This window comes from Streptomyces sp. NPDC050508, from assembly GCF_040655155.1.
In the GTDB taxonomy this organism is placed as follows: Bacteria; Actinomycetota; Actinomycetes; order Streptomycetales; family Streptomycetaceae; genus Streptomyces.
Map to the genome: position 1 here is coordinate 476,868 of NZ_JBFAJJ010000002.1, position 20,378 is coordinate 497,245.

19 protein-coding genes are annotated in these 20,378 nt (G+C 69.6%); 6 read left to right on the forward strand and 13 right to left on the reverse strand.

The window, feature by feature from the left end:
- Positions 1-7 precede the first annotated feature (7 nt).
- The 3 genes from AB0I69_RS07325 to aspS form a co-directional block, all read right to left on the reverse strand.
- Positions 8-379, reverse strand: a complete 372-nt coding sequence (locus AB0I69_RS07325; protein WP_363094591.1) for a hypothetical protein — start codon at positions 377-379, stop codon at positions 8-10.
- Positions 380-569: 190 nt separating this feature from the next.
- Entirely contained in the window at positions 570-1,529 is a 960-nt protein-coding gene (locus tag AB0I69_RS07330) for an intradiol ring-cleavage dioxygenase (protein WP_363094592.1), read from the reverse strand.
- Between the two features lie 170 nt (positions 1,530-1,699).
- Complete coding sequence (aspS, locus tag AB0I69_RS07335) at positions 1,700-3,463, reverse strand: aspartate--tRNA ligase (protein WP_363094593.1); 1,764 nt, start codon at positions 3,461-3,463, stop codon at positions 1,700-1,702.
- 165 nt (positions 3,464-3,628) lie between these two features.
- On the opposite strand from aspS, the gene AB0I69_RS07340 reads away from it, so the two are divergent.
- Complete coding sequence (locus AB0I69_RS07340; protein ID WP_363094594.1) at positions 3,629-5,830, forward strand: SpoIIE family protein phosphatase; 2,202 nt, start codon at positions 3,629-3,631, stop codon at positions 5,828-5,830.
- Here the strand turns inward: AB0I69_RS07340 and AB0I69_RS07345 are convergent.
- Together AB0I69_RS07345 and AB0I69_RS07350 are read right to left on the reverse strand one after the other, a co-directional pair.
- A complete protein-coding gene (locus AB0I69_RS07345) occupies positions 5,743-6,846 on the reverse strand; it encodes an AI-2E family transporter (protein ID WP_363094595.1) in 1,104 nt (367 codons plus the stop codon). The genes AB0I69_RS07340 and AB0I69_RS07345 overlap by 88 nt on opposite strands.
- A gap of 79 nt (positions 6,847-6,925) precedes the next feature.
- Positions 6,926-7,318, reverse strand: a complete 393-nt coding sequence (locus AB0I69_RS07350; protein WP_363094596.1) for a peptidase inhibitor family I36 protein — start codon at positions 7,316-7,318, stop codon at positions 6,926-6,928.
- Between the two features lie 151 nt (positions 7,319-7,469).
- On the opposite strand from AB0I69_RS07350, the gene AB0I69_RS07355 reads away from it, so the two are divergent.
- A complete protein-coding gene (locus AB0I69_RS07355; protein WP_363094597.1) occupies positions 7,470-7,706 on the forward strand; it encodes a hypothetical protein in 237 nt (78 codons plus the stop codon).
- A gap of 81 nt (positions 7,707-7,787) precedes the next feature.
- On the opposite strand, the gene AB0I69_RS07360 is transcribed toward AB0I69_RS07355, so the two are convergent.
- Positions 7,788-8,759, reverse strand: a complete 972-nt coding sequence (locus tag AB0I69_RS07360; RefSeq protein ID WP_363094598.1) for a pirin family protein — start codon at positions 8,757-8,759, stop codon at positions 7,788-7,790.
- Positions 8,760-8,869: 110 nt separating this feature from the next.
- Entirely contained in the window at positions 8,870-9,346 is a 477-nt protein-coding gene (locus tag AB0I69_RS07365; RefSeq protein ID WP_363094599.1) for an SseB family protein, read from the reverse strand.
- 126 nt (positions 9,347-9,472) lie between these two features.
- On the opposite strand from AB0I69_RS07365, the gene AB0I69_RS07370 reads away from it, so the two are divergent.
- The 4 genes from AB0I69_RS07370 to AB0I69_RS07385 all read left to right on the forward strand — a co-directional run bounded on the left by AB0I69_RS07370 (position 9,473) and on the right by AB0I69_RS07385 (position 14,282).
- On the forward strand, positions 9,473-11,299 hold the full coding sequence (locus AB0I69_RS07370; RefSeq protein ID WP_363094600.1) for an acyl-CoA dehydrogenase: 1,827 nt from the start codon (positions 9,473-9,475) through the stop codon (positions 11,297-11,299).
- A 131-nt stretch (positions 11,300-11,430) separates the two neighbouring features.
- A complete protein-coding gene (locus AB0I69_RS07375; protein WP_363094601.1) occupies positions 11,431-12,726 on the forward strand; it encodes a M18 family aminopeptidase in 1,296 nt (431 codons plus the stop codon).
- A 282-nt stretch (positions 12,727-13,008) separates the two neighbouring features.
- The gene (locus tag AB0I69_RS07380) at positions 13,009-14,067 is read left to right on the forward strand and encodes a glycosyltransferase family 2 protein (RefSeq protein WP_363094602.1); all 1,059 of its coding nucleotides are present in this window, start codon (positions 13,009-13,011) and stop codon (positions 14,065-14,067) included.
- Positions 14,068-14,117: 50 nt separating this feature from the next.
- The gene (locus tag AB0I69_RS07385; protein ID WP_363094603.1) at positions 14,118-14,282 is read left to right on the forward strand and encodes a hypothetical protein; all 165 of its coding nucleotides are present in this window, start codon (positions 14,118-14,120) and stop codon (positions 14,280-14,282) included.
- 23 nt (positions 14,283-14,305) lie between these two features.
- Here the strand turns inward: AB0I69_RS07385 and AB0I69_RS07390 are convergent, their stop codons facing one another.
- From AB0I69_RS07390 to AB0I69_RS07415, 6 genes are read right to left on the reverse strand one after another with little or no spacing between them, the layout of a single operon-like run.
- A complete protein-coding gene (locus AB0I69_RS07390; RefSeq protein WP_363094604.1) occupies positions 14,306-16,165 on the reverse strand; it encodes a thioredoxin-like domain-containing protein in 1,860 nt (619 codons plus the stop codon).
- A gap of 45 nt (positions 16,166-16,210) precedes the next feature.
- A complete protein-coding gene (locus tag AB0I69_RS07395; RefSeq protein ID WP_363094605.1) occupies positions 16,211-17,206 on the reverse strand; it encodes a hypothetical protein in 996 nt (331 codons plus the stop codon).
- Entirely contained in the window at positions 17,187-18,308 is a 1,122-nt protein-coding gene (locus tag AB0I69_RS07400) for a DUF3696 domain-containing protein (RefSeq protein ID WP_363094606.1), read from the reverse strand. The genes AB0I69_RS07395 and AB0I69_RS07400 overlap by 20 nt, the downstream gene beginning before the upstream one ends.
- Positions 18,305-19,477, reverse strand: a complete 1,173-nt coding sequence (locus AB0I69_RS07405) for a DUF262 domain-containing protein (RefSeq protein WP_363094607.1) — start codon at positions 19,475-19,477, stop codon at positions 18,305-18,307. Before AB0I69_RS07405 ends, AB0I69_RS07400 begins: the two co-directional genes overlap by 4 nt.
- Positions 19,478-19,487: 10 nt before the next feature.
- The gene (locus tag AB0I69_RS07410) at positions 19,488-19,739 is read right to left on the reverse strand and encodes a hypothetical protein (protein WP_363094608.1); all 252 of its coding nucleotides are present in this window, start codon (positions 19,737-19,739) and stop codon (positions 19,488-19,490) included.
- Positions 19,736-20,155 carry an ATP-binding protein gene (locus AB0I69_RS07415; protein ID WP_363095024.1) on the reverse strand — a complete coding sequence of 140 codons (420 nt, stop codon included), beginning with the start codon at positions 20,153-20,155 and terminating at the stop codon, positions 19,736-19,738. The genes AB0I69_RS07410 and AB0I69_RS07415 overlap by 4 nt, the downstream gene beginning before the upstream one ends.
- Positions 20,156-20,378: the final 223 nt, after the last annotated feature.

A 20,378-nucleotide genomic window follows, 5' to 3' on the forward strand; every position in this document is an offset into this window, starting at 1 on the left:
TGGGCTCTCACACCGCTACGGCCACGCCCAACGCCGCCCGCGCCGTAGCGATATGGGCGAGGCCCTCCTTGGCCACCCGCGTCGCCTTGGCGTACTCGTCCGCCGTGTGGGCCGCGGACAGTTGGGCGCCTGCCGCGCGGTGGCACTCCGCAGCGTCGGTCAGCGCTTGCGTCGCCGTTTCGCCGGCCCCGGCCCAGATCCTCGCCTCGGGGACCGACAGGCTCGCGCCGAGCCGCAGTACCCAGCCGCTGGCCTCGACCTCCGCGTCCAGGTCGGACAGGCCGCCGGACACGCCCCGCGCCCGGTGCGAGCGACGTTGCACGGCGACAGCGAACGCCGCCCCGGTGATCAACAGCAGTGCGAGCACGATGTATCCCATCGCTTCCTCCCGGCGTTCCCATGGTCCACGGGGCCGGGCGGTCCGACCTCGTACGTCCATGACACGCCCTGCCTCTGTGCAGGCACATCGATATTCCTGTGCGTCCGCTGCGAGGTTTCCATGGTGGGGGAAACGGGAGGGGTGGAAGACATACGAGGTCGGTGCGGGTCGGTGCGGGTCGGCGCGCCTGTCAGCTCGCCGAGGCCGACGGCGAAGCAGAAGCCGACGCGCTCGGGCCGCCCGGCCCCCCGCCGCCCTCCCCGTCATTCGTCTCGGCCGGCACCACACCCAGCGTCAGCCGCCCCCGCACACCCCGCCCGATGTGCCGCCTGTCGTACTTGAGGTACAGCAGGCCGCCCTCGTGGCCGTTTTGGGGATAGATCCCGTCCTCCGTAAGCGTCGTGCGGGTCGTCGTGTTCGAGGCGTACGGCTCCAGGGCCGCCGACGCCAGCACCGACTTCTCGTCGAAGAACAGCTGGCCCGTGAAGCAGGTGTGGCCGCCCTCGTAGCCCGCGTCGGTCCACTCGCCGTCCACGTGCACCTTGACGTGGATGTGGACACAGCGGCCCTGGTACCAACCCGGGAACACCGTCTTGAAGGTGACCTGGCCGTGGCGGTCCGTGTGCCAGGTGCCGCGCAGGAAGCGGTCGGCGTCGGTCGGTGCCTGGTGGCCTCCGCCGCCACCGGGCGGCGGGCCACCCGTCGGGGTGCCGGTGGGGGTGCCGGTCGGGGTGCCCGTGGGGGCCGGGCCGCCACCGCCACCGCTGCCCGCCTCGTAGCCCGAGTAGACGCCCGTCGCGTTGCAGTGCCAGATGTCCACGGCCGCGTTGCGGAGCGGTCTGCACGTGTCCGCGTCGATCACCTTGAGGTCGAGGGTGAGCGGGATGCCCTCCTGGTCCTCGGTCACATCGCGGCGGATCTTGTCCGCGTCGATGTAGTACGGGCCCTCGACCAGCTCCGACGTGAGCGTGTAGCACGCCTCCCCCGAGGCGGTCGCTTTCGGCGGATGCGGATGCGGAGCGTTCTCCTGCGCCGAGGCGCTCACCGACAGCGCTCCGGCGACGCCCACCGCCGTCACCGCCACACCGCCGGCCACCAGGACCGTACGACGCGCCAACTGGCCCCTGTCCTCGGGGACTTCAGAATCCATGGGGGGTACTGGGGGTACTGGGGAATCCGTCATGCCGGGGACGCTAGGGGCGCCCGACGTGGCATGAACATGAGAATGCGCTGTGAATCCTGTGCACAAGCGAAAGGGCTCGAAACCGCTGCCGGTTTCGAGCCCCCGCTTCAGCGGACCAGGCGGACCAGAACGACGAACTACTTCGGCTGCGGCTTCCGCACCGACAGGTGCAGCTCGCGCAGTCGCGTCTCGTCCAGCTCCGTCGGCGCGCCCATCATCAGGTCCTGCGCGTTGCCGTTGAGCGGGAACGCGATCGTCTCGCGGATGTTGGGCTCCTCCGCGAGCAGCATGACGATGCGGTCGACGCCGGGGGCGATCCCGCCGTGCGGCGGGGCGCCGAAGCGGAACGCGCGCAGCATGCCCGCGAACTGCTCCTCGACGGTGTCACGGTCGTAGCCCGCGATCTCGAAGGCCTTGAGCATGATCTCGGGCTCGTGGTTCCGGATCGCTCCGGAGGACAGCTCCACGCCGTTGCAGACGATGTCGTACTGCCAGCCCAGGATGTCCAGCGGGTCCTGGGTCTCCAGAGCCTCCAGGCCGCCCTGCGGCATCGAGAACGGGTTGTGCGAGAAGTCGATCTTCCCCGTCTCCTCGTCCTTCTCGTACATCGGGAAGTCGACGATCCAGCAGAAGCGGAAGACGCCTTCCTCGAAGTGGCCGGCGCGCTTGGCGGCCTCGACGCGGACCGCGCCCATGATCTTCGAGACCTCTTCGAACTCGCCCGCGCCGAAGAACACAGCGTGGCCGGGGGCCAGCGACAGGCGCTTGGTCAGCTCGGCGACGTTCTCCTCCGTCAGGAACTTCGCGATCGGGCCCGTCAGCGAGCCGTCCTCGGTCACACGGACCCACGCCAGGCCCTTCGCGCCGAGGGTGACCGCGAAGTCGCCGAGCTGGTCGAAGAACTTGCGGGACTGCTCCGCCACGTCCGGCACCGGCAGCGCGCGCACGTGCTTGCCGGCGAAGGCCTTGAACTCCGAGCCCTCGAACACATCCGTGATGTCGGTGAGTTCGAGCTTCGCGCGCAGGTCCGGCTTGTCGGAGCCGTACTTCAGCATCGACTCGCGGAACGGGATGCGGGGGAACGGGGAGGTGACCGGCTGGCCGCCGCCGAACTCCTCGAACAGCTCCGTCATGAGCTTCTCGATGGGCTGGAAGACGTCTTCCTGCTCCACGAAGCTCATCTCGACGTCGAGCTGGTAGAACTCGCCCGGCGAGCGGTCCGCGCGGGCGTCCTCGTCGCGGAAGCAGGGCGCGATCTGGAAGTAGCGGTCGAAGCCGGAGATCATCAGCAGCTGCTTGAACTGCTGCGGCGCCTGCGGAAGGGCGTAGAACTTGCCCGGGTTCAGGCGGGACGGGACCACGAAGTCGCGCGCGCCCTCGGGGGAGGTCGCGGAGAGGATCGGGGTGGCCATCTCGTTGAAGCCGAGGGCGACCATCTTCGAGCGGATCGAGGCGATCACCGACGACCGCAGCATGATGTTGCGGTGCATGCGCTCGCGGCGCAGGTCCAGGAAGCGGTACTCCAGGCGCCGCTCCTCGTTGACCCCGTCCTCGGTGTTGATCGTGAAGGGGAGCGGGGCGGCGGCGCCGAGCAGCTCGACCTCGCCGACCTCGACCTCGATCTCACCGGTCGGCAGATCCGGGTTCACGTTGTCCGTGCCGCGGGAGACGACCTTGCCGTCGACGCGGACCGTCGACTCCTTGGTCACCTTGTCGAGCGCCTCGTACGCGGGCGTGCCGGGGCGGGCGACGAGCTGCGTGATGCCGTAGTGATCGCGCAGATCGATGAAGAGGATGCCGCCCAGGTCTCGGCGATTGTGCAGCCAGCCGCTCAGCCGGACGTCGGTGCCGACGTCAGAGGCGCGGAGCTCGCCGCAGGTGTGGGACCTGTACCGATGCATCGTCGTTCATCCAGCCTTCGCGGATCGGGGAGTGTTTCACGTGAAACGTCCGGGGCCAGAGCCCGGACCTCCCAAGGGTACCGGGCACCCATTGATCGCCTCCCCACCATTGACTCCGGACTCCATCGGTGGCACTTATCGATCTCATCTTCTTACAGTGGGGCAATGCGCACTGGTGAGCCCCTGCCCGCCGTGGGGGAGGTACTCGCCGCCCTCGCGACCGGTCTGTGGCATTGGGACACCGCCTCGGAGCTGGTCACGGTGGACGCCGAGGCCGCACGGCTGCTCGGGCTGCCCGCCGAGCCGACCACCCTCACGGAGGCCCAGACCCGGGCCCGACTCCACCCCGTCGACTGGAACGAGATCACGGGGGTCGTCGGGCTGGCCGTCGCCGAGGGCACCCTCGCCGAGGTACGCATCCGGATCATGGACGAGCGGGGCCGCGTGATCCGCGTCGTCCGCAGCCGCTCCAAGCCGTCGTACGACCCCGAGAAGCGGTCGTTCGAGCTGATCGGCACCCTCCAGGAGGTCACCGAGCCCACGCCGGGCACGCCTGCCGGGCGGACGGCGGTCACCGGTGACTGGCGGCGGTCCCGGGAGGCGTTCCTGCTGGACGCGGGCCGGGCGCTCGCGGAGGCGCGGTCCACGGCCGAGGTGCTGCGGGTCGCGGCGGGCCTGTCGATGCCGGGCTTCTCACCGGACGGCCTCGCCGTGTTCGGCGTATCGGGCGACCGTCTGACGATCATCGGCCACCACGGGCATCAGCCGGGCGACGAGGACCCGTTCTCGCACATGTCCATGGTGACCGACTATCCGGCCGCCGAGGTCGTGCGAACGGGCCGGGCCGTCTATCTGTCCACGCCCGAGCAGTACAAGGAGCGCTACCCGGTTACCTGGCCGCTCGCGCAGCACTTCCACCGGCAGTCCTGGGCGTTCCTGCCGCTGACCGTGGCGGGCCGGACCATGGGCGCCTGGATGGCCGCCTTCACCTACCCGGTCGCCTTCACGCCCGACGAGCGGTCCGTCCTCACCACCGTCGCCCGGATGCTCGCCCAGGCCCTGTCCCGCGCCGGTGTCGCCGAGTCCGAGCGGGAACTGACCGACGGGCTCCAGCGCTCGATGCTGCCCACGCTGGGCCCGGAGATCCCGGGCATGAGCGTCGCCGCCCGCTACATCCCGACCGGCGGCGGGCTCCAGGTCGGCGGCGACTGGTACGACATGATTCCGCTGCCTGGGGGCACCCCCTCTGGGGGAGGCCGGATCGCCCTCGTCATCGGCGACGTACAGGGGCATGACGTGCGCGCCGCCGGGCTGATGGGCCAGCTCCGCATCGCCCTGCGCGCCTACGCCTCCGAGGGCCACCGGCCGGACGCCGTCCTCTCCCGCGCCTCCCGCTTCCTGCACGGCATCACCAACGGCGACGCGGAGAAGGCCGACCCGCGCTTCGCGACCTGCCTGTACGTCGAGGCCGACCCGGCGACCGGCGTCCTGGAGATCGCCCGCGCCGGCCATCCCGACCCGGCGATACGCATGGCGGACGGCACGGTGCTGATGCGGCCCACGGCGGGCGGACTGCCGCTCGGCATCGACCCGGACGCCGACTATCCGACGACCACGCTCGCCCTGGAGCCCGGCGAGACCATGCTGATCTGCACGGATGGGTTGATCGAGACCGGCGGGCACGACCTGGAGACGGGCTGGCTGCGCATCCGGACGATCCTGGAGGAGCAGAAGGGCGACCTGGAGGAACTCGCCGACGCGCTCGTCCAGGCCGTCCACGGGCCCTCCTCGCACCACACCACCGGGCCGCTCGCCGACCGCCGCGAGGACGACATCGCCGTACTGCTGCTGTCCCGGGAGGACGAGGCCTGCGGCTGCGGCGACACGGTCACGGCGCCGACGAAGATCCGGCGCACGGTGCTCACGGTCGCGCAGGCCGAGCCCGAGCGGATCGCCGTGGCCCGGCAGCAGCTGCGCGAACTCCTCCACGACTGGACCGGCGCCGACCAGGTCGACTCCGCGGTCCTGCTCGTCTCCGAGATGCTCACCAACGTCCTCGTGCACACGGACGCCGACGCCCTCCTGACCGCGGAGGTGGCCGGTGACCCCGGTGAGCGGCGGATGCGGGTCGAGGTCACGGACGCCGGCGACGACCTCCCGCACAAGCGGCACCCCGGTGAACTGGCGTCCTCCGGGCGCGGGTTGCTGCTGATCGAGCTGCTCGCCGAGACCTGGGGCGTGGACCCGAGGGGCGAGGGCAAGAGCATCTGGTTCGAGCTCTACGAGTCCGACGGCGTCGACGGCGTCGGGGACACCGCGGGCGACGGCCCGGGCGGCGTCTCGGAGTTCGGGTCCTGGGACGCGTAACGCTCCCGCAGCTCGTGGACGACACCGAAGACGGCCGCGGTCAGCGGCACCGCGAGCAGCATGCCGAGGATTCCGGCCACGGACGCGCCCGCGGTGATCGCGATCATCACGACCGCCGGGTGCATCTGCACGGTCCGGCTCTGGATCATCGGCTGCAGCACATGCCCCTCCAGCACCTGCACCGCGAGGACGACCCCGAGGGCCCACAGCGCGATGACGACACCCCGGTCGGCGAGCGCGACCAGCACGGCGACGGCGCCGGAGAGAAAAGCGCCCAGGTAGGGGATGTAGGCGCCGACGAAGACGAGCGCGGCCAGGCCGAACGCCCCCGGCACGTCCAGGACGAGCAGCCCGACGCCGATGCAGAGGGCGTCGATGAGGGCGATGACGGTGGTCCCCCGCATGAATCCCTCGACGCCCTCGAAGGCACGGCGAGCCATGGCCTCGACGAGATCGGCGGCGCCGCGCGGGGCGAGCGAGCGCAGCAGCCCGGCCGCACGGTCGGAATCCCGGAGGAAGAAGAAGACGAGCAGCAGCGCCAGGACGGCCATGGCGATGGTCTCGCCGACGACGCTGACCCCGCTGATGACGTTCGAGGCGGCCGTCCCGCCGAACTTGGTGAGCAGTTCCTTGGCGTTGGAGGCGAGGTCGTCCAGTGAGGTCCCGGCGGCCCCGAAGTGCTTCGCCAGGGAGTTCCCCGCGTCCTTGAGCGAGGACACGATCTGGTCCCCGGTGTCGATCAGCGCGGCCACCACGATGTACACGGCCCCGCCGACCACGGCGACGACGGCGACACAGGTGATCCCGGCGGCCACCGACCGGTTGACCTTGGCCTTCACCAGCCGTCGGTGCAACGGCCCGAGCAGCGCGGTGCCGAGCAGGGCGAGCAGCACGGGCGTCACGGCGGTCTTCAACTCGGCGCAGAGCAGGATCCCGACGTAGACGACCCCTGAGACGAGCAGGAGGACGGCGCACCAGGCGGCGAGGCGTCGTACCGGATCGGGGAGGAGCTGCACGGTCCCACCCGATCACGCATCGGGCGGGCCGTCCTGGCAGGACGGCCCGCCCGGGTGACGGGAGAAGCCCTTCAGGGACTCAGCAGGTCGGGCCCACCGCGTCGATCCTCGTGCCGAAGTTGGTGTCGTAGGCCTGGGCGTAGTCACCGGAGTTGACGGCTCGCTTCTCCTGCGGATCCCAGTCGATGAAGCACGCGTTGGCGTTGGCCTTGAAGGAGTACACGTGGTCGTGCAGGTTCGACGGCATGTCGCGGTACCCGGAGGCGGGGCTCCACCGCCAGGGGGTGCCCGAGTAGTTCCTGTCGTGCCAGAAGCAGATCTCCCCCGCCCCGCAGTTCTCGTCCGCGCGGTGCTGCGCGGCGCTCGCGGCCTGTGCGGTGGAGGGGGTACGGGCCTGGGAGGGGCTTGCCGCGCCGGTCAGGGCGAGACAGGTGGCCGCCATGACGACGGCCAGACTCATGCGGATACGCACGGGTGACTTCCTTGCGGTCGATGCCAACGTTCAGCCGGTCTCTTTCCGGGCGCGGGGCCTTCATGCCCCGGCCGGGCCCGGGTCACCCGGACGGAGGATCCGGACAGGTGACGCGGCGTATCCGCGGGCTCCGGACCGTCGTTGCCGGTGCATGAAGAAGATCATGATGCTCGCGGCCCTGCCCGCCGCCGCCCTGGCTTTCGCCGCCCCTGTCGCGCACGCCGACAACGACTCGAACTTCGGTCCCGGCGTGAACGCCGCGAACAACTGGAACTTCAGCGCGGCGTCCGTGTGCTTCCAGGAACTCGCGGTCGTACCGGTGGGCGGCTCGTGGCTGGGCGACACCGTGAACCACTGCGTGAACGGCAACGTCCTGAACCCCTCCTGACGCCGCGGCACCCACCATGCGCGAAGCCCCGTCCGGAAACGGACGGGGCTTCGGACTTTTCGCTCTACGGTGCCTTACGGCTTACAGGCCGCCCTCGCCCATCCCGTGCACGGCCGGGATCGTCCCCAACCGCCCCTTCTGGAAGTCCTCGAACGCCTGCTGAAGCTCCTCGCGGGTGTTCATGACGAACGGGCCGTAGTGCGCCATCGGCTCGCGGATCGGCTGGCCGCCGAGGATGGCGACCTCCAGGTCCGGGGTGTTGCCGTCCTGCTGCTCGTCCGCGCGGACGGTCAGGGACGAACCCGCGCCGAAGACCGCGGTCTGGCCCATGTGGATCGCGCGCCGCTCGGCACCGACGGAGCCCTTGCCCGCCAGGATGTACGCGACACCGTTGAAGTCCTCGCGCCAGGGCAGGGTGACTTCCGCACCCGGCGCCACCGTCGCGTGGATCATCGTGATCGGGGTGTGCGTGATGCCGGGGCCCTGGTGGCCGTCCAGCTCACCGGCGATGACCCGCAGGAGCGCGCCGCCGTCGGGGGTGGTGAGCAGCTGGACCTGGCCGCCGCGGATGTCCTGGTAGCGCGGGGCCATCATCTTGTCCTTGGCAGGCAGGTTGACCCAGAGCTGAAGCCCGTGGAACAGCCCGCCGGACACGACCAGCGACTCCGGCGGAGCCTCGATGTGCAGCAGGCCCGCGCCCGCCGTCATCCACTGGGTGTCGCCGTTGGTGATGGTGCCGCCGCCGCCGTTGGAGTCCTGGTGGTCGAAGACGCCGTCGATGATGTAGGTGACGGTCTCGAAGCCGCGGTGCGGGTGCCAGGGGGTGCCCTTGGGCTCTCCCGGCGCGTACTCCACCTCGCCCATCTGGTCCATCATGATGAACGGGTCGAGGTGGCGGTAGTTGATCCCGGCGAACGCGCGGCGCACCGGGAAGCCCTCACCCTCGAAACCGCTGGGCGCGGTCGAGACGGCGAGCACGGGACGTGCCACGGCGTCGGCCGGCGCGGCCACGCGGGGCAGGGTCAGCGGGTTCTCTACGGTCACTGCAGGCATGTCGGGACCTCCTTGTGCGTCGAGTTTAGTTGAGCGTTGAACTTTCTGCTACCCCACAACAGAAGAAGCCCGGAGGGCATTCCCTCCGGGCTCACACAGGGGTGGGACGACTAGCCGCCGTACATCCGCCGCATCGCGAACTCCACCATCTGCTCGACCGCCTTCGCGTCGAACACCATCCGGTGCTCGCCCTCCATGTCGACGACGAAGCCGTAGCCCGTCGGCAGCAGGTCGATGACCTCGGCGCCGGTGATCACGAAGTACTTGGACTCCTTGCCGGCGTAGCGGCGCAGCTCCTTGAGCGAGGTGAACATCGGGATCACCGGCTGCTGGGTGTTGTGCAGCGCGAGGAAGCCCGGGTTGTCGCCGCGCGGGCAGTAGACCTTGGAGGTCGCGAAGACCTGCTGGAAGTCCTCGGCCGCCATCTGCCCGGTGGTGAACGCGCGCACCGCGTCCGCGAGCGAGGGCGGGGACGGCTCGGGGTAGAGCGGTGGCTGCTGGCCGTAGCCGCCCACGCCACCGGCCATCTGCTGCTGGGGCGGGACGTACCCCTGCTGGGCCCCAACGTTCTGGTCGTAGCCGTACATGCGGCCAAGACTACTGAGTCACACATGGACGGCTTGGGGTTGCGTCTTATTACCGACGGGTAGCATCATCGTAGCTACTGCTTAGTACAAGTCTCGTCGTACATATCTTTCTACGGAGTCGTCGCCATGGGGCACTACAAGTCGAATCTCCGCGACATCGAGTTCAACCTCTTCGAGGTCCTCGGGCGCGACAAGCTGTACGGAACGGGTCCGTTCGCGGAGATGGACACGGACACCGCGAAGAGCGTCCTGGAGGAGCTGACCCGGCTCGCGGAGAACGAGCTGGCGGAGTCCTTCACCGACGCCGACCGCAACCCGCCGGTCTTCGACCCGGAGACGAACACCGCGCCGGTGCCCGCCTCCTTCAAGAAGAGCTACAAGGCCTTCATGGAGTCCGAGTACTGGCGGCTGGGGGTTCCCGAGGCCATCGGCGGTACGACCGCTCCGCCCTCCCTGATCTGGTCGTACGCGGAGCTGATCCTCGGCGCGAACCCGGCCGTGTGGATGTACTGCTCCGGGCCGGCCTTCGCCGGGATCCTCTACGACGAGGGCAACGACGTACAGAAGAAGATCGCGCAGCTCGCTGTGGAGCGGACCTGGGGTTCGACCATGGTGCTGACCGAGCCCGACGCGGGTTCCGATGTCGGCGCGGGCCGTACGAAGGCGATCCAGCAGGACGACGGCTCCTGGCACATCGAGGGCGTGAAGCGCTTCATCACGTCCGGTGAGCACGACATGGAGGAGAACATCCTCCACTACGTGCTCGCGCGGCCTGAGGGCCACGGGCCGGGCACCAAGGGGCTCTCCCTCTTCCTCGTGCCGAAGTTCCTCTTCGACGTCGAGACCGGCGAGCTGGGCGAGCGCAACGGCGTGTACGCGACGAACGTCGAGCACAAGATGGGCCTCAAGGCGTCCAACACCTGCGAGATGACCTTCGGCGACCGGCACCCGGCCAAGGGCTGGCTGATCGGTGACAAGCACGACGGCATCCGCCAGATGTTCCGGATCATCGAGTTCGCCCGCATGATGGTCGGCACGAAGGCCATCTCGACGCTGTCGACCGGCTACCTCAACGCCCTTGAGTACGCCAAGGAGCGCGTCCAGGGCTCCGACCTCGCGGCCTTCGGCGACAAGGCCGCGCCCAAGGTCACCATCACGCACCACCCGGACGTGCGCCGCTCGCTGATGACGCAGAAGGCGTACGCCGAGGGCATGCGCGCCCTGGTGCTGTACACCGCCTCGATCCAGGACGCCATCGCCGTCAAGGAGGCCGAGGGCGAGGACACGTCCACCGAGCACGCGCTCAACGACCTGCTCCTGCCGATCGTCAAGGGCTACGGCTCCGAGAAGGGCTACGAGCAGCTCGCCCAGTCGCTCCAGACCTTCGGCGGCTCCGGGTTCCTCCAGGAGTACCCGATCGAGCAGTACATCCGGGACGCCAAGATCGACACCCTGTACGAGGGCACCACCGCGATCCAGGGCCAGGACTTCTTCTTCCGGAAGATCGTCCGCAACCAGGGCGCTGCCCTCAACTCCCTCGCCGAGGACATCAAGAAGTTCCTCGCGCTGGGCACGGGCGGCGAGGACCTGGCCGGTGCGCGCGAGCACCTCGCCAAGGCGGCCGTCGAGCTGGAGGCCATCGTCGGCCTGATGCTGACCGACCTCGCGGCGACCGAGCAGGACGTCAAGAACATCTACAAGGTGGGCCTCAACACCACCCGCCTGCTGCTCGCCTCCGGTGACGTCGTCGTCGGCTACCTGCTCCTCAAGGGTGCCGCCATCGCCACCGAGAAGCTGGAGACCGCGTCCGCCAAGGACAAAGCCTTCTACACCGGCAAGATCGCGGCTGCGAAGTTCTTCGCGGCGAACGTTCTGCCCGGCCTGACCCTCGCCCGGAAGGTGGCCGAGGGCGTAGAACTGGACCTGATGGAGTTGGACGAGGCAGCCTTCTAGACAGCCTCGCACCAGCACCGCACCACGTTCCGGGACAGACCGGAACAGCTTCGCGAAACCCCACATCGCCCCTGCGAGGGCCCGCTCCCACCCCCGGGAGCGGGCCCTCGTACGTCGTTAAGGTGAACCCCATGAGCGAACCCTCCCGCTTCGACCGCGGCCACACCGACGATCTGATGTCCTTCCTGGCGGCGAGCCCCACGCCGTACCACGCCGTGGCGAACAGCGCCGAGCGGCTGGAGAAGGCCGGATTCAGGCAGGTCGCCGAGACGGACGCCTGGGACGGGACGAGCGGCGGCAAGTACGTGCTGCGCGGTGGCGCGATCGTGGCCTGGTTCGTCCCCGAAGGTGCGGTCCCCCACACCCCCTTCCGCATCGTCGGCGCGCACACCGACTCCCCGAACCTGCGGGTCAAGCCGCGGCCCGACACCGGCGCGCACGGCTGGCGCCAGGTCGCCGTCGAGATCTACGGCGGGCCGCTGCTCAACTCCTGGCTCGACCGCGACCTCGGCCTCGCCGGCCGGCTGACCCTGCGCGACGGCACGACCCGCCTGGTGAACGTGGACCGGCCGCTGCTCAGGGTGCCCCAACTCGCCGTCCACCTGGACCGTTCCGTGTCGACGGACGGGCTCAAGCTGGACAAGCAGCGGCACCTCCAGCCGATCTGGGGCCTGGGCGACGACATCCGCGACGGCGACCTGATCGCCTTCCTGGAGGAGGAGTCGGGGCTCGCGCCGGGCGAGGTCACCGGCTGGGACCTGATGACGCACTCCGTGGAGGCGCCCGCCTACCTGGGCCGCGGCCAGGAGCTGGTCGCCGGTCCGCGCATGGACAACCTGCTGTCCATGCACGCGGGCGTGGCCGCGCTCGGCTCCGCCGCCACCCGCGAGGACCTGCCGTACATCCCCGTACTCGCCGGCTTCGACCACGAGGAGAACGGCTCGCAGTCCGACACGGGCGCGGACGGGCCGCTGCTCGGCGGGGTGCTGGAGCGTTCGGTGTTCGCGCGCGGCGGGTCCTACGAGGACCGGGCACGGGCCTTCGCCGGCACCGTCTGCCTGTCCTCCGACACGGGTCACGCGGTGCACCCCAACTACGCGGAGCGGCACGACCCGACGCACCACCCGCGGGTCAACGGCGGACCGATCCTCAAGGTCAACGTCAACAACCGCTACGCCACGGACGGTTCGGGGCGCGCGGTGTTCGCCGCCGCCTGCGAGAAGGCCGGGGTGCCCTTCCAGACCTTCGTCTCCAACAACTCCATGCCGTGCGGCACGACGATCGGCCCGATCACCGCGGCCCGGCACGGCATCAAGACCGTCGACATCGGCGTGGCGATCCTCTCGATGCACAGCGCCCGCGAACTCTGCGGCGACCGCGACCCGTTCCTGCTGGCCAACGCGCTGGTCGCCTTCCTGGAGGGTTAGTCGACTCAACTCCCGCTCGGCGCGCGGGTGTTGCCGTCCCGGGTACTCGGAGGCGGACTGGGCCAGGACGATGACGCGCGCGGCTACCGCGACTGATTCGGGGCACAGTCCGCACTCGGGTGTATTCGCCCGCACAAGACATCCACAGACAACCGTGAGCAATCCGTGACGCAAGTCGTATTGTGCGGTTGTGTGAACCTCGTGAAGACTCTGTGCAGTTGAGGGTCCAGGGAGAGGCAGCCCCGGACCCGTCTCACGATCTTCACGGGGGAGGCTGCTGCCGTGCCCGAACCACGGCTGGTGGTCCTGATCCCGGCCCACAACGAAGCGGACCGCATCGGCGCCGCGATCGAGGGCCTGTGGCGACAGACCCGCAAGCCCGACCTCATCGTCGTCGTCACCGACAACTGCACCGACGCCACCGCCGACGTGGCCGCCTCGCACGGCGCCGAGGTCTTCGCCACCCACGGCAACACCCACAAGAAGGCCGGCGCCCTCAACCAGGCCATCGACTGGGTCCTGCCCCACCTCGACGAACGCGACCTCCTCCTCGTCCAGGACGCGGACACCGTCCTCAACCCCTGGTTCAGCGAGACCGCGACGGCCACCTTCAACCGCAAGGTCGGCGCCGTCGGCGGAGTCTTCTACGGCGAACCGGGCGGCGGACTCCTCGGCCTGCTCCAGCGCATGGAGTTCCAGCGCTACGCCTGGGAGCTGGACCGCACCGGCGGCAAGGCCCAGGTCCTCACCGGCACCGGCACGATGTTCCGCGCCCGCGTCCTGCGCGAGGTCCAGGCCGCCCGGCACTCGGGACTGATAGGCGGCGGCACCGGCTACTACAGCCTCGCCTCCCTCACCGAGGACGACGAGATGACCAAGGCGGTCAAGACCCTCGGCTACCGCGCCATGTCACCGGCGGGCTGCGCGGTCACCACCGAGGTCATGACGAGCCTCCCCAAACTCTGGCACCAGCGCCTCCGCTGGCAGCGCGGCGCCCTGGAGAACCTCCGCGACTACGGCTGGACCAAGGTCACCGCCCGCTACTTCCTCCAGCAGTTCCTGATGGGCTTCGGCGCCCTGTCGTTCCTCGTCTACCTGACCTTCATGGCCACCTACACGACGATCTACGGCTTCCCGGGCATCTCCCCGTTCTGGACCGCCATCGGCCTGATCTTCGTGGTCGAGAAGATCGTCTCCGTACGCCGCGCGGGACCCGTCGCGATCCTGGTGGCCGCGCTGATGGTCCCGGAGATGCTCTACGACCTGTTCCAGCACGCCGTCTACTTCACCTCGCTGTGGGGGCTGGCCCGCCGCAGCGAGGAGAGGTGGGTGGCCACCTAGCCCACCCCTCACGCACCCTCACGTCTCACATCACTCAAGGAGAAATATTCATGTACGGACGAGTTGTCGGCGCCGGCACGACCGGCGCCGGTGGCGCCACCCTGGCCGCGACGGGCCTGTGGCTGAACAGCATGGCGATGATGGTGGCGGCGACCACGCTGGTGGCGGCGGGGATGGCCGTCTACAAGCTGGCCCCGCGCCCGCGCCGCCGCTAGGCCCTTGCCGCTGATCCCCCGTTTCAGGCGTCCTGGTCGTCTCGGTCGTCCATGCCGGCCAGCACGAGGGGGAGACGGTCCGCCCCGCCCTCGGTGAGGCGGACTGGCACGCCCCAGTCCTGCTGGTGGACATGGCAGGCGGGGTACTCGTTGGAGGGGTCGTCGTCGCAGGACGCGGCCATCGCCGATACGTGCAACACGCCTTCCGTTACGGCCGGGTCGAGGGTCAGGGTGCGGTTCAGGTCCGTGCCCGCTCCCTCGCCGCCGAGGAGCAGCTCGGGCGGGGTCGCGGAGACGAGGAGGCGGGTCGAGGGGCCGTAACGCGTGTCGAGCTTCTGCCCGGCCGGGGCCCGGAAAATGACGTCCAACTCCAGCTCGCCGGGGGCGACTTCGGTGGCCGCGCGCTGGGTGCGATGGGCGACGGACTCGACCCGCACCGCCTCTTCCGGCAGCCGCAGCCGGGTCAGCCGGTGCCGGGCCGACTCGACGACCAGGATGTCGTCACCGACGAGCACGGCGTCGCTCGGCTCCCGCAAGTCCGTTGCCAGCGTGGTGACTTCGCCGGTCGCGGGGTCGTAGCGGCGCAGGGCGTGGTTGTACGTGTCGCTGATCGCGACCGAGCCGTCGGGGAGCGCGGTGACGCCCAACGGGTGCTGGAGCAGCGCCTGTTCGGCCGCTCCGTCACGATGCCCGAAGTCGAAGAGACCGGTGCCGACGGCGGTGTGCACGGCCCCGCCGAGGTCCACCCAGCGCAGGGCGGACGTCTCGGAGTCGGCCAGCCACAGCCGGTCGGCGGTCGCGGCGAGCCCGGAGGGCTGCGCGAACCAGGCCTCGGCGCCGGGCCCGTCGACGAGCCCTTCGTTGGTGGTGCCGGCGGTGACGGCGACGGTGGCTTCGGTGGGGTCCCCGGCGGGGTCGTAGGCCCAGAGTTGATGCACACCGGCCATGGCGATCCACACCTTGCCCCGCCACCAGGCCACGTCCCAGGGGGACGAGAGGCTGACCTCGCGGGCGGGGCCCGAGGTGGGTTCGCCCTGCATCCACTGACGGCCGGTACCGGCGAGGGTGGTCACGGCGCCGGTGGTGAGGTCGAGCCGTCGGAGGGCGTGGTTCACGGTGTCGGCGACGACGACGGAGCCGTCGTCGAGGAGCGCGAGCCCCTGAGGCTCGTTGAAGCTCGCGGAGTCGGCCGTACCGTCACCGAACCCGCGCGCCCCGGACCCGATCCGCCGTACGACGCCCTCCCCGTCCGCGGCCAGCTCGACCAGCTGGTGCCGGGTGGTGTCGCTGACCAGGAAGGTACCGCCGGGCAGCGCGATCGCCTTGCCGGGGAAGCGGAGCACGGTGGGCTCGGGCTCGGGCGGCACATACGGTCCGTCCCCGCGCCGGAGCGTGCCCTTCGCCGTGTGCTCGGTCTCCAGCTCCGCCACCAGCCGCTCGATGGCGTGCGCGTGCCCCTCGCCCGCGTGCTGCGCGACGACGTACCCCTCCGGGTCGATCACGACGAGCGTCGGCCAGGCGCGGACCGCGTACTGCTTCCAGGTGGCCAACTCCGGGTCGTCCAGCACCGGATGCTCGACGCCGTACCGCTCGACCGCGTCGACGACCGCCTGGTGCTCGGCCTCGTGCACGAACTTCGGCGAGTGCACCCCGATGATCACCACCGTGTCCCGGTGCTTCTCCTCCAGCTCACGGAGTTCGTCGAGGACATGCAGGCAGTTGATGCAGCAGAAGGTCCAGAAATCCAGGATGACGATGCGTCCACGCAGGTCGGCGAGGGTGTACTGCTTCTCACCCGTGTTCAGCCAACCACCCTTGCCGGTCAGTTGGGGGGCGCGGACGCGGGCTCGTCGGGGAGTCGGGGCCGGGGATGCATCGGTCATGGATCAAGAGTGCCACCCGCCACTGACAGTCACCTCGCCGGACCATCACGTCGCGAGATGCCCCACGAAGATCCCGACGAGTATCCGGCCGTCCCGCTCGGGGATCGGCAGGGAGAAGTGCACGCGGTCGCGGTCATAGAGGCGTTTGCCGTGCCAGTCGCACCGGTAGGTGTCGCCGTCGTGGTCGACGTTGCGTTGCTCCCATGCCTTCGCGTTCTTCTTCGTGTTCGCGCTTTCGGGGGAGATGTCCAGACCAAGTGCGTCGAACCTGCGCATGACCTGGCTCAGGTCGCCGCCGCAGTCCGCCAGTGTCTGGGTGAAGTGGTCGTTGAGCGCGCCGAGGAGGTCAACCAGCCAGGGCAGGACCTCGGCGTAGGAGCCCTTGAAGTGGTGCAGGCGCAGGGAGTCGGCGAAGAGCAGCCGGGGGAAGGCGTCCTCGGTGAAGGTGAAGAAGCGCTCGGCCGGGACGGGTTCGTGGGTGAACAGGCCTCGCCAGAAACCCGGCGCGTCCTCCGACCTCCGTAGGATGTGTGCCTTCACCTCATCGTGGCCCGTCTCCATCGTTCGCGTGACGGTGACCCAGCCGGACGGCCAGTCGGGTTCCTTGGCGTACGGCGCGAGGAGGCAGGACATGGCCCGGCCTTCCGCCGCCCTGGCCAAGGCGTGTGCCGTGCCCCAGGAGGGCTCGCGCCAGGGGCCGTCGGCCACGCGGACCGGCTGGGGCACGTCCGCCTCGTCGGGTTCCACGCGCTTGCACTTGCCCAGCAGCTTCTGCAGACGGACCCTCTTGTCGCGGGGCAGCCCGCCATCCGGTGAGTAGAGGACGTTGAACAGCGCGACGGACGGGCGGCACTCGGTTTCGTACGCGGGTTCCATGAGAGCTGCCGTGCGGCCGTCCGCCAACGGCTCCAATAACTCCGCGAGCAGGTCGAGGGCGTCCTGGAGATCGGAGTCCGTCAGCTCCCGCCAGTCGAAGCACTCCTCGCTGACAACGACACGGTAGTCGTCGTCAGCCGTGGCATCACCTGTCACGCCGAGCACGGGCGAGCCTCCCCAGGTCGGTCTCGATCTGGTCGAAGAAGCCGCTCGGCCAATGGCTGAGCTCGCCCTTGTCGTTGATACTGATGGGCAGGGTGCGGTCGTGGTCGAAGTAGTGCGTGACCATGTCCTTCGCGGAGAGCGAGCTATCCTGCGCTACAGCGAGCCGGGCGCCGTTGAGGACGTGGTCACTGTGCGTCTCCACGAGTACCTGCACCCCGCTGCCCGCCACACGCGCGAGGAAGCGGCCCAGCCGGGACTGTCCCGCCGGGTGCAGATGAGCCTCCGGGTTCTCCACGATCAGCAGGTCGCCCGGCTCGGTGAGCAGACCAGCGACGATGACGGGCAGGGCGTAGGAGACGCCGAAGCCGGTGTTGGCAGGGCGGATCTCCTCGCCGAAGCGGCCGGTCTCGCCGAAGCGGATCGTCCCGGCCATGATGCCCACGGCGACCCGGGCGGTGATCCGCAACGGGCGGATGATCTCCGAGGCCCACGCCTCGGCCTGGGCCCTCAACTGCGAAGCGGCGACGTCCGGGTGGCGCAGCGAGCCCCGGACCTCCTCGCGGGTGCTGACCACACGTGACTCACGCAGCGCCAGCACCTGTGCGGTGAACTCGCCCCGTACCCCCACGCCGATCCGGTCGGGTTCCTCGGCCGACACAGCCAGCGTGTCCCGTGGGCCCAGGCGTTCGGCGCACAGATAGGTGAATGCGGGGTCCACGACGCTCGGACCAATGCCGGGCACGTGCGCCACCGGCAGCCGCCGTACGTCGAGGTGCAGCGCCTGCTCGGCGTCGGGAAGGCCGAAGACGTACACCCATGATTCCCCGTCCGGGCCGCCCAGCCGGATGGTGATCTCCCGTGTGTCGGCCGTCCAGTTCAGTACGTCCCGGGCCTCTCCGAGGGCCAGCCCGAGCGGCCCGTTCAGGCGGACCGTGCCGCCTGCCGCGATGCCCGCCCCACCTGCCAGTCTCGCCAGCAGCAGGGACTGGATCAGGGTGCTCTTGCCACCGCCGTTGACTCCCGTCAGGACGGTGAGAGGACGCAGGCCGAACGACTCCGACTCGAACCGCTTGAAGCCCCGGATCTCCAGGGAGGTGATCAACGGCCGGCTCCCACGTCGGTCACGGCGGCCTTGAAGCGGTAGTCCACCCGGTAGCGGTCGGCGGTGGAGGAGGTGATGGCGTTGAGGTAGTTGACGTCGACGGTCATCCGCTCGCGGGCGGCCTTCACGATCGCGTCGCGACGCGCGCGCAGTTCAGCGGTCGTGTGGTCAGGGTCGGCCAGGGCCATGGACCAGCTCTCGAACAGGGCTCGGTTGATCGGACGACGGTAGTCGTCCCCCTCCGGCCATTTACGGAAGGCGTGCTCGCCGAAGACGAGGTAGGCGTGGGACATCGCCTGCTCGAAGGCAGACTCCAACTCGGCCACCTGCCCATCCGGAACCCTCGTCGGATCGTCCAGCATCTCCGTGGTGTCCATCAGGAACATCTCCATCACCGGCCGCTCGTGATAGGCCGAGACACCCTTCAGCCAGAAGGCGGCGAACCGCAGCGCCATCTCCCGGTCGTTCATCCGGATGTGGTCGGTCAGGCGGCCTCCGGTGGCCCTGGCGAAGGCGTCCGTGTGGGTCATCCGGTGCAGGGTGTCCCGGCTGCGCCGACTGCTCATGCAGTGCCGGATCTCCTGGCCGTTGAGCGGAGTCCCGCCGGTGTTGATCCGCTTGAAGATCTCGTACGTGACCCCGCGCGGTGTCGTCGGGTCGATCACGTTGACGATCAGCTGGGTGTTGTTGATCCGCCGCTGGAACGGCAAGGGGAGATCGCTGAAGCGCAGGTCCCTCAGGTCATCTAGGTGCTCCAGCTTCCCGAGGGCAAAGCCGTCCTCCGCGCCGCCCCGCACGAATGCGTGCAGCGTGGACAACCGCTGAAGGCCGTCGACAACCCGGAACGACCCGTCCACGTCCTCGGCGAAGTAGAACGCGGGCAGCGGGATCTGCAGCAGCAGGGACTCGACCAACAGGGACTTCTGGCCAGAGTGCCAGACCTGCAACCGCTGGAAGTCCGGAGCGAGTTCGATGGACTTCTCGTCGATCTGGTCGAGGATGTTACGCAGGGAGAACTGGCTGGTGTTCACCCGGATCTGGTCCGGGTTCCACGGCCGCTGGATCCTGGTGGTGTCCTCGCCGACGTCCTCGACCTCGATGTCCGTGGCGTGTCCCTCGAACACGTCCTCCACAACGTCCGGGGGCGTCTGCGCGCCTTCGATTGCCATGCGCGCCATCCTAGGGGTGGGTGATCCGGAGAGCGGGGGCGTTGCTCCGATCTTCCCTGCCGGGCTTGGGCTGTGTACGGCCCTGGCCGACGACGATCCCGAGGACGTTCGCCAGGGAATCGACCAAGCGGCCGGCGGCCCAGCGGAGTTCCTCGGCCGTCAGAGGTACGTCGTCGTCCACCATCGGCCCGACGAGGCCCAGGACGACAACCGCCGTTTCGAGTTGCCGCTGCTGGTCGGACGTCAACGGCGCGCCACTCATGGTGCCGCCGGGCGTCGTACGGGCGGGTCTGTGGGCAGATCTGCGGGCAAGTCCGCGGGAAGGTCGAACCACACCCCTTTGGCCTCCGGGTGCGGTTGCCCGCCGTACGGGATGTCCGGGCCGTGCCCCCAGCGCCCCTCCGTGACGGCGTCAACCAGGTACAGACCTCGGCCGCCGCTTCGCTCACCCGGTTCTGCCGTCAACTCCCTTATCACCGGCGGGTTCTCGTCCCCGTCGTACACCACGACCCGCAGCCGCCCCTCTTCCACCGCCAGCCACAGCACCGTGCCGTCACCGCCCTTCGCGTGGACGCACGCGTTGGTGACGAGTTCCGAGGTGCAGAGGATCGCGTCGTCGACCAGGGCGCGGTCCAGCTCCAGCGTGCGCAGGACGGTGGCGACGAAGTCGCGGGCGATGTGGGGGGGAGGTGTCGAGGGGTGGGCAGATCAGGGTGTACGAGGGCATGGGGCATCAACTCCGGTGGAGTGAGGGGGGTTTACGCGAGCCCGGGCTCGTTGCTGTCCGGCGCCCCGGTGTCGACGGTCGGGGTGGCGCTTCCAACGGGGGGTGGGCGTGCGGGAGTTGCTGATGGGTGACCGCTTGGGCACCCTCCGTGAGTACGTCACGAAGGTACTCGGT

Excerpts from the sequence above, each read along its gene's own strand:
- AB0I69_RS07330 (WP_363094592.1), bottom strand. The coding sequence starts at position 1,529 with ATGGATTCTGAAGTCCCCGAGGACAGGGGCCAGTTGGCGCGTCGTACG.
- aspS (WP_363094593.1), bottom strand. The coding sequence starts at position 3,463 with ATGCATCGGTACAGGTCCCACACCTGCGGCGAGCTCCGCGCCTCTGAC.
- AB0I69_RS07365 (WP_363094599.1), bottom strand. The coding sequence starts at position 9,346 with ATGTACGGCTACGACCAGAACGTTGGGGCCCAGCAGGGGTACGTCCCG.
- AB0I69_RS07410 (WP_363094608.1), bottom strand. The coding sequence starts at position 19,739 with ATGAGTGGCGCGCCGTTGACGTCCGACCAGCAGCGGCAACTCGAAACG.
- AB0I69_RS07370 (WP_363094600.1), top strand. The coding sequence starts at position 9,473 with ATGGGGCACTACAAGTCGAATCTCCGCGACATCGAGTTCAACCTCTTC.
- AB0I69_RS07340 (WP_363094594.1), top strand. The coding sequence starts at position 3,629 with ATGCGCACTGGTGAGCCCCTGCCCGCCGTGGGGGAGGTACTCGCCGCC.
- AB0I69_RS07325 (WP_363094591.1), bottom strand. The coding sequence starts at position 379 with ATGGGATACATCGTGCTCGCACTGCTGTTGATCACCGGGGCGGCGTTC.
- AB0I69_RS07355 (WP_363094597.1), top strand. The coding sequence starts at position 7,470 with ATGAAGAAGATCATGATGCTCGCGGCCCTGCCCGCCGCCGCCCTGGCT.
- AB0I69_RS07385 (WP_363094603.1), top strand. The coding sequence starts at position 14,118 with ATGTACGGACGAGTTGTCGGCGCCGGCACGACCGGCGCCGGTGGCGCC.
- AB0I69_RS07390 (WP_363094604.1), bottom strand. The coding sequence starts at position 16,165 with ATGACCGATGCATCCCCGGCCCCGACTCCCCGACGAGCCCGCGTCCGC.
- AB0I69_RS07360 (WP_363094598.1), bottom strand. The coding sequence starts at position 8,759 with ATGCCTGCAGTGACCGTAGAGAACCCGCTGACCCTGCCCCGCGTGGCC.
- AB0I69_RS07375 (WP_363094601.1), top strand. The coding sequence starts at position 11,431 with ATGAGCGAACCCTCCCGCTTCGACCGCGGCCACACCGACGATCTGATG.
- AB0I69_RS07405 (WP_363094607.1), bottom strand. The coding sequence starts at position 19,477 with ATGGCAATCGAAGGCGCGCAGACGCCCCCGGACGTTGTGGAGGACGTG.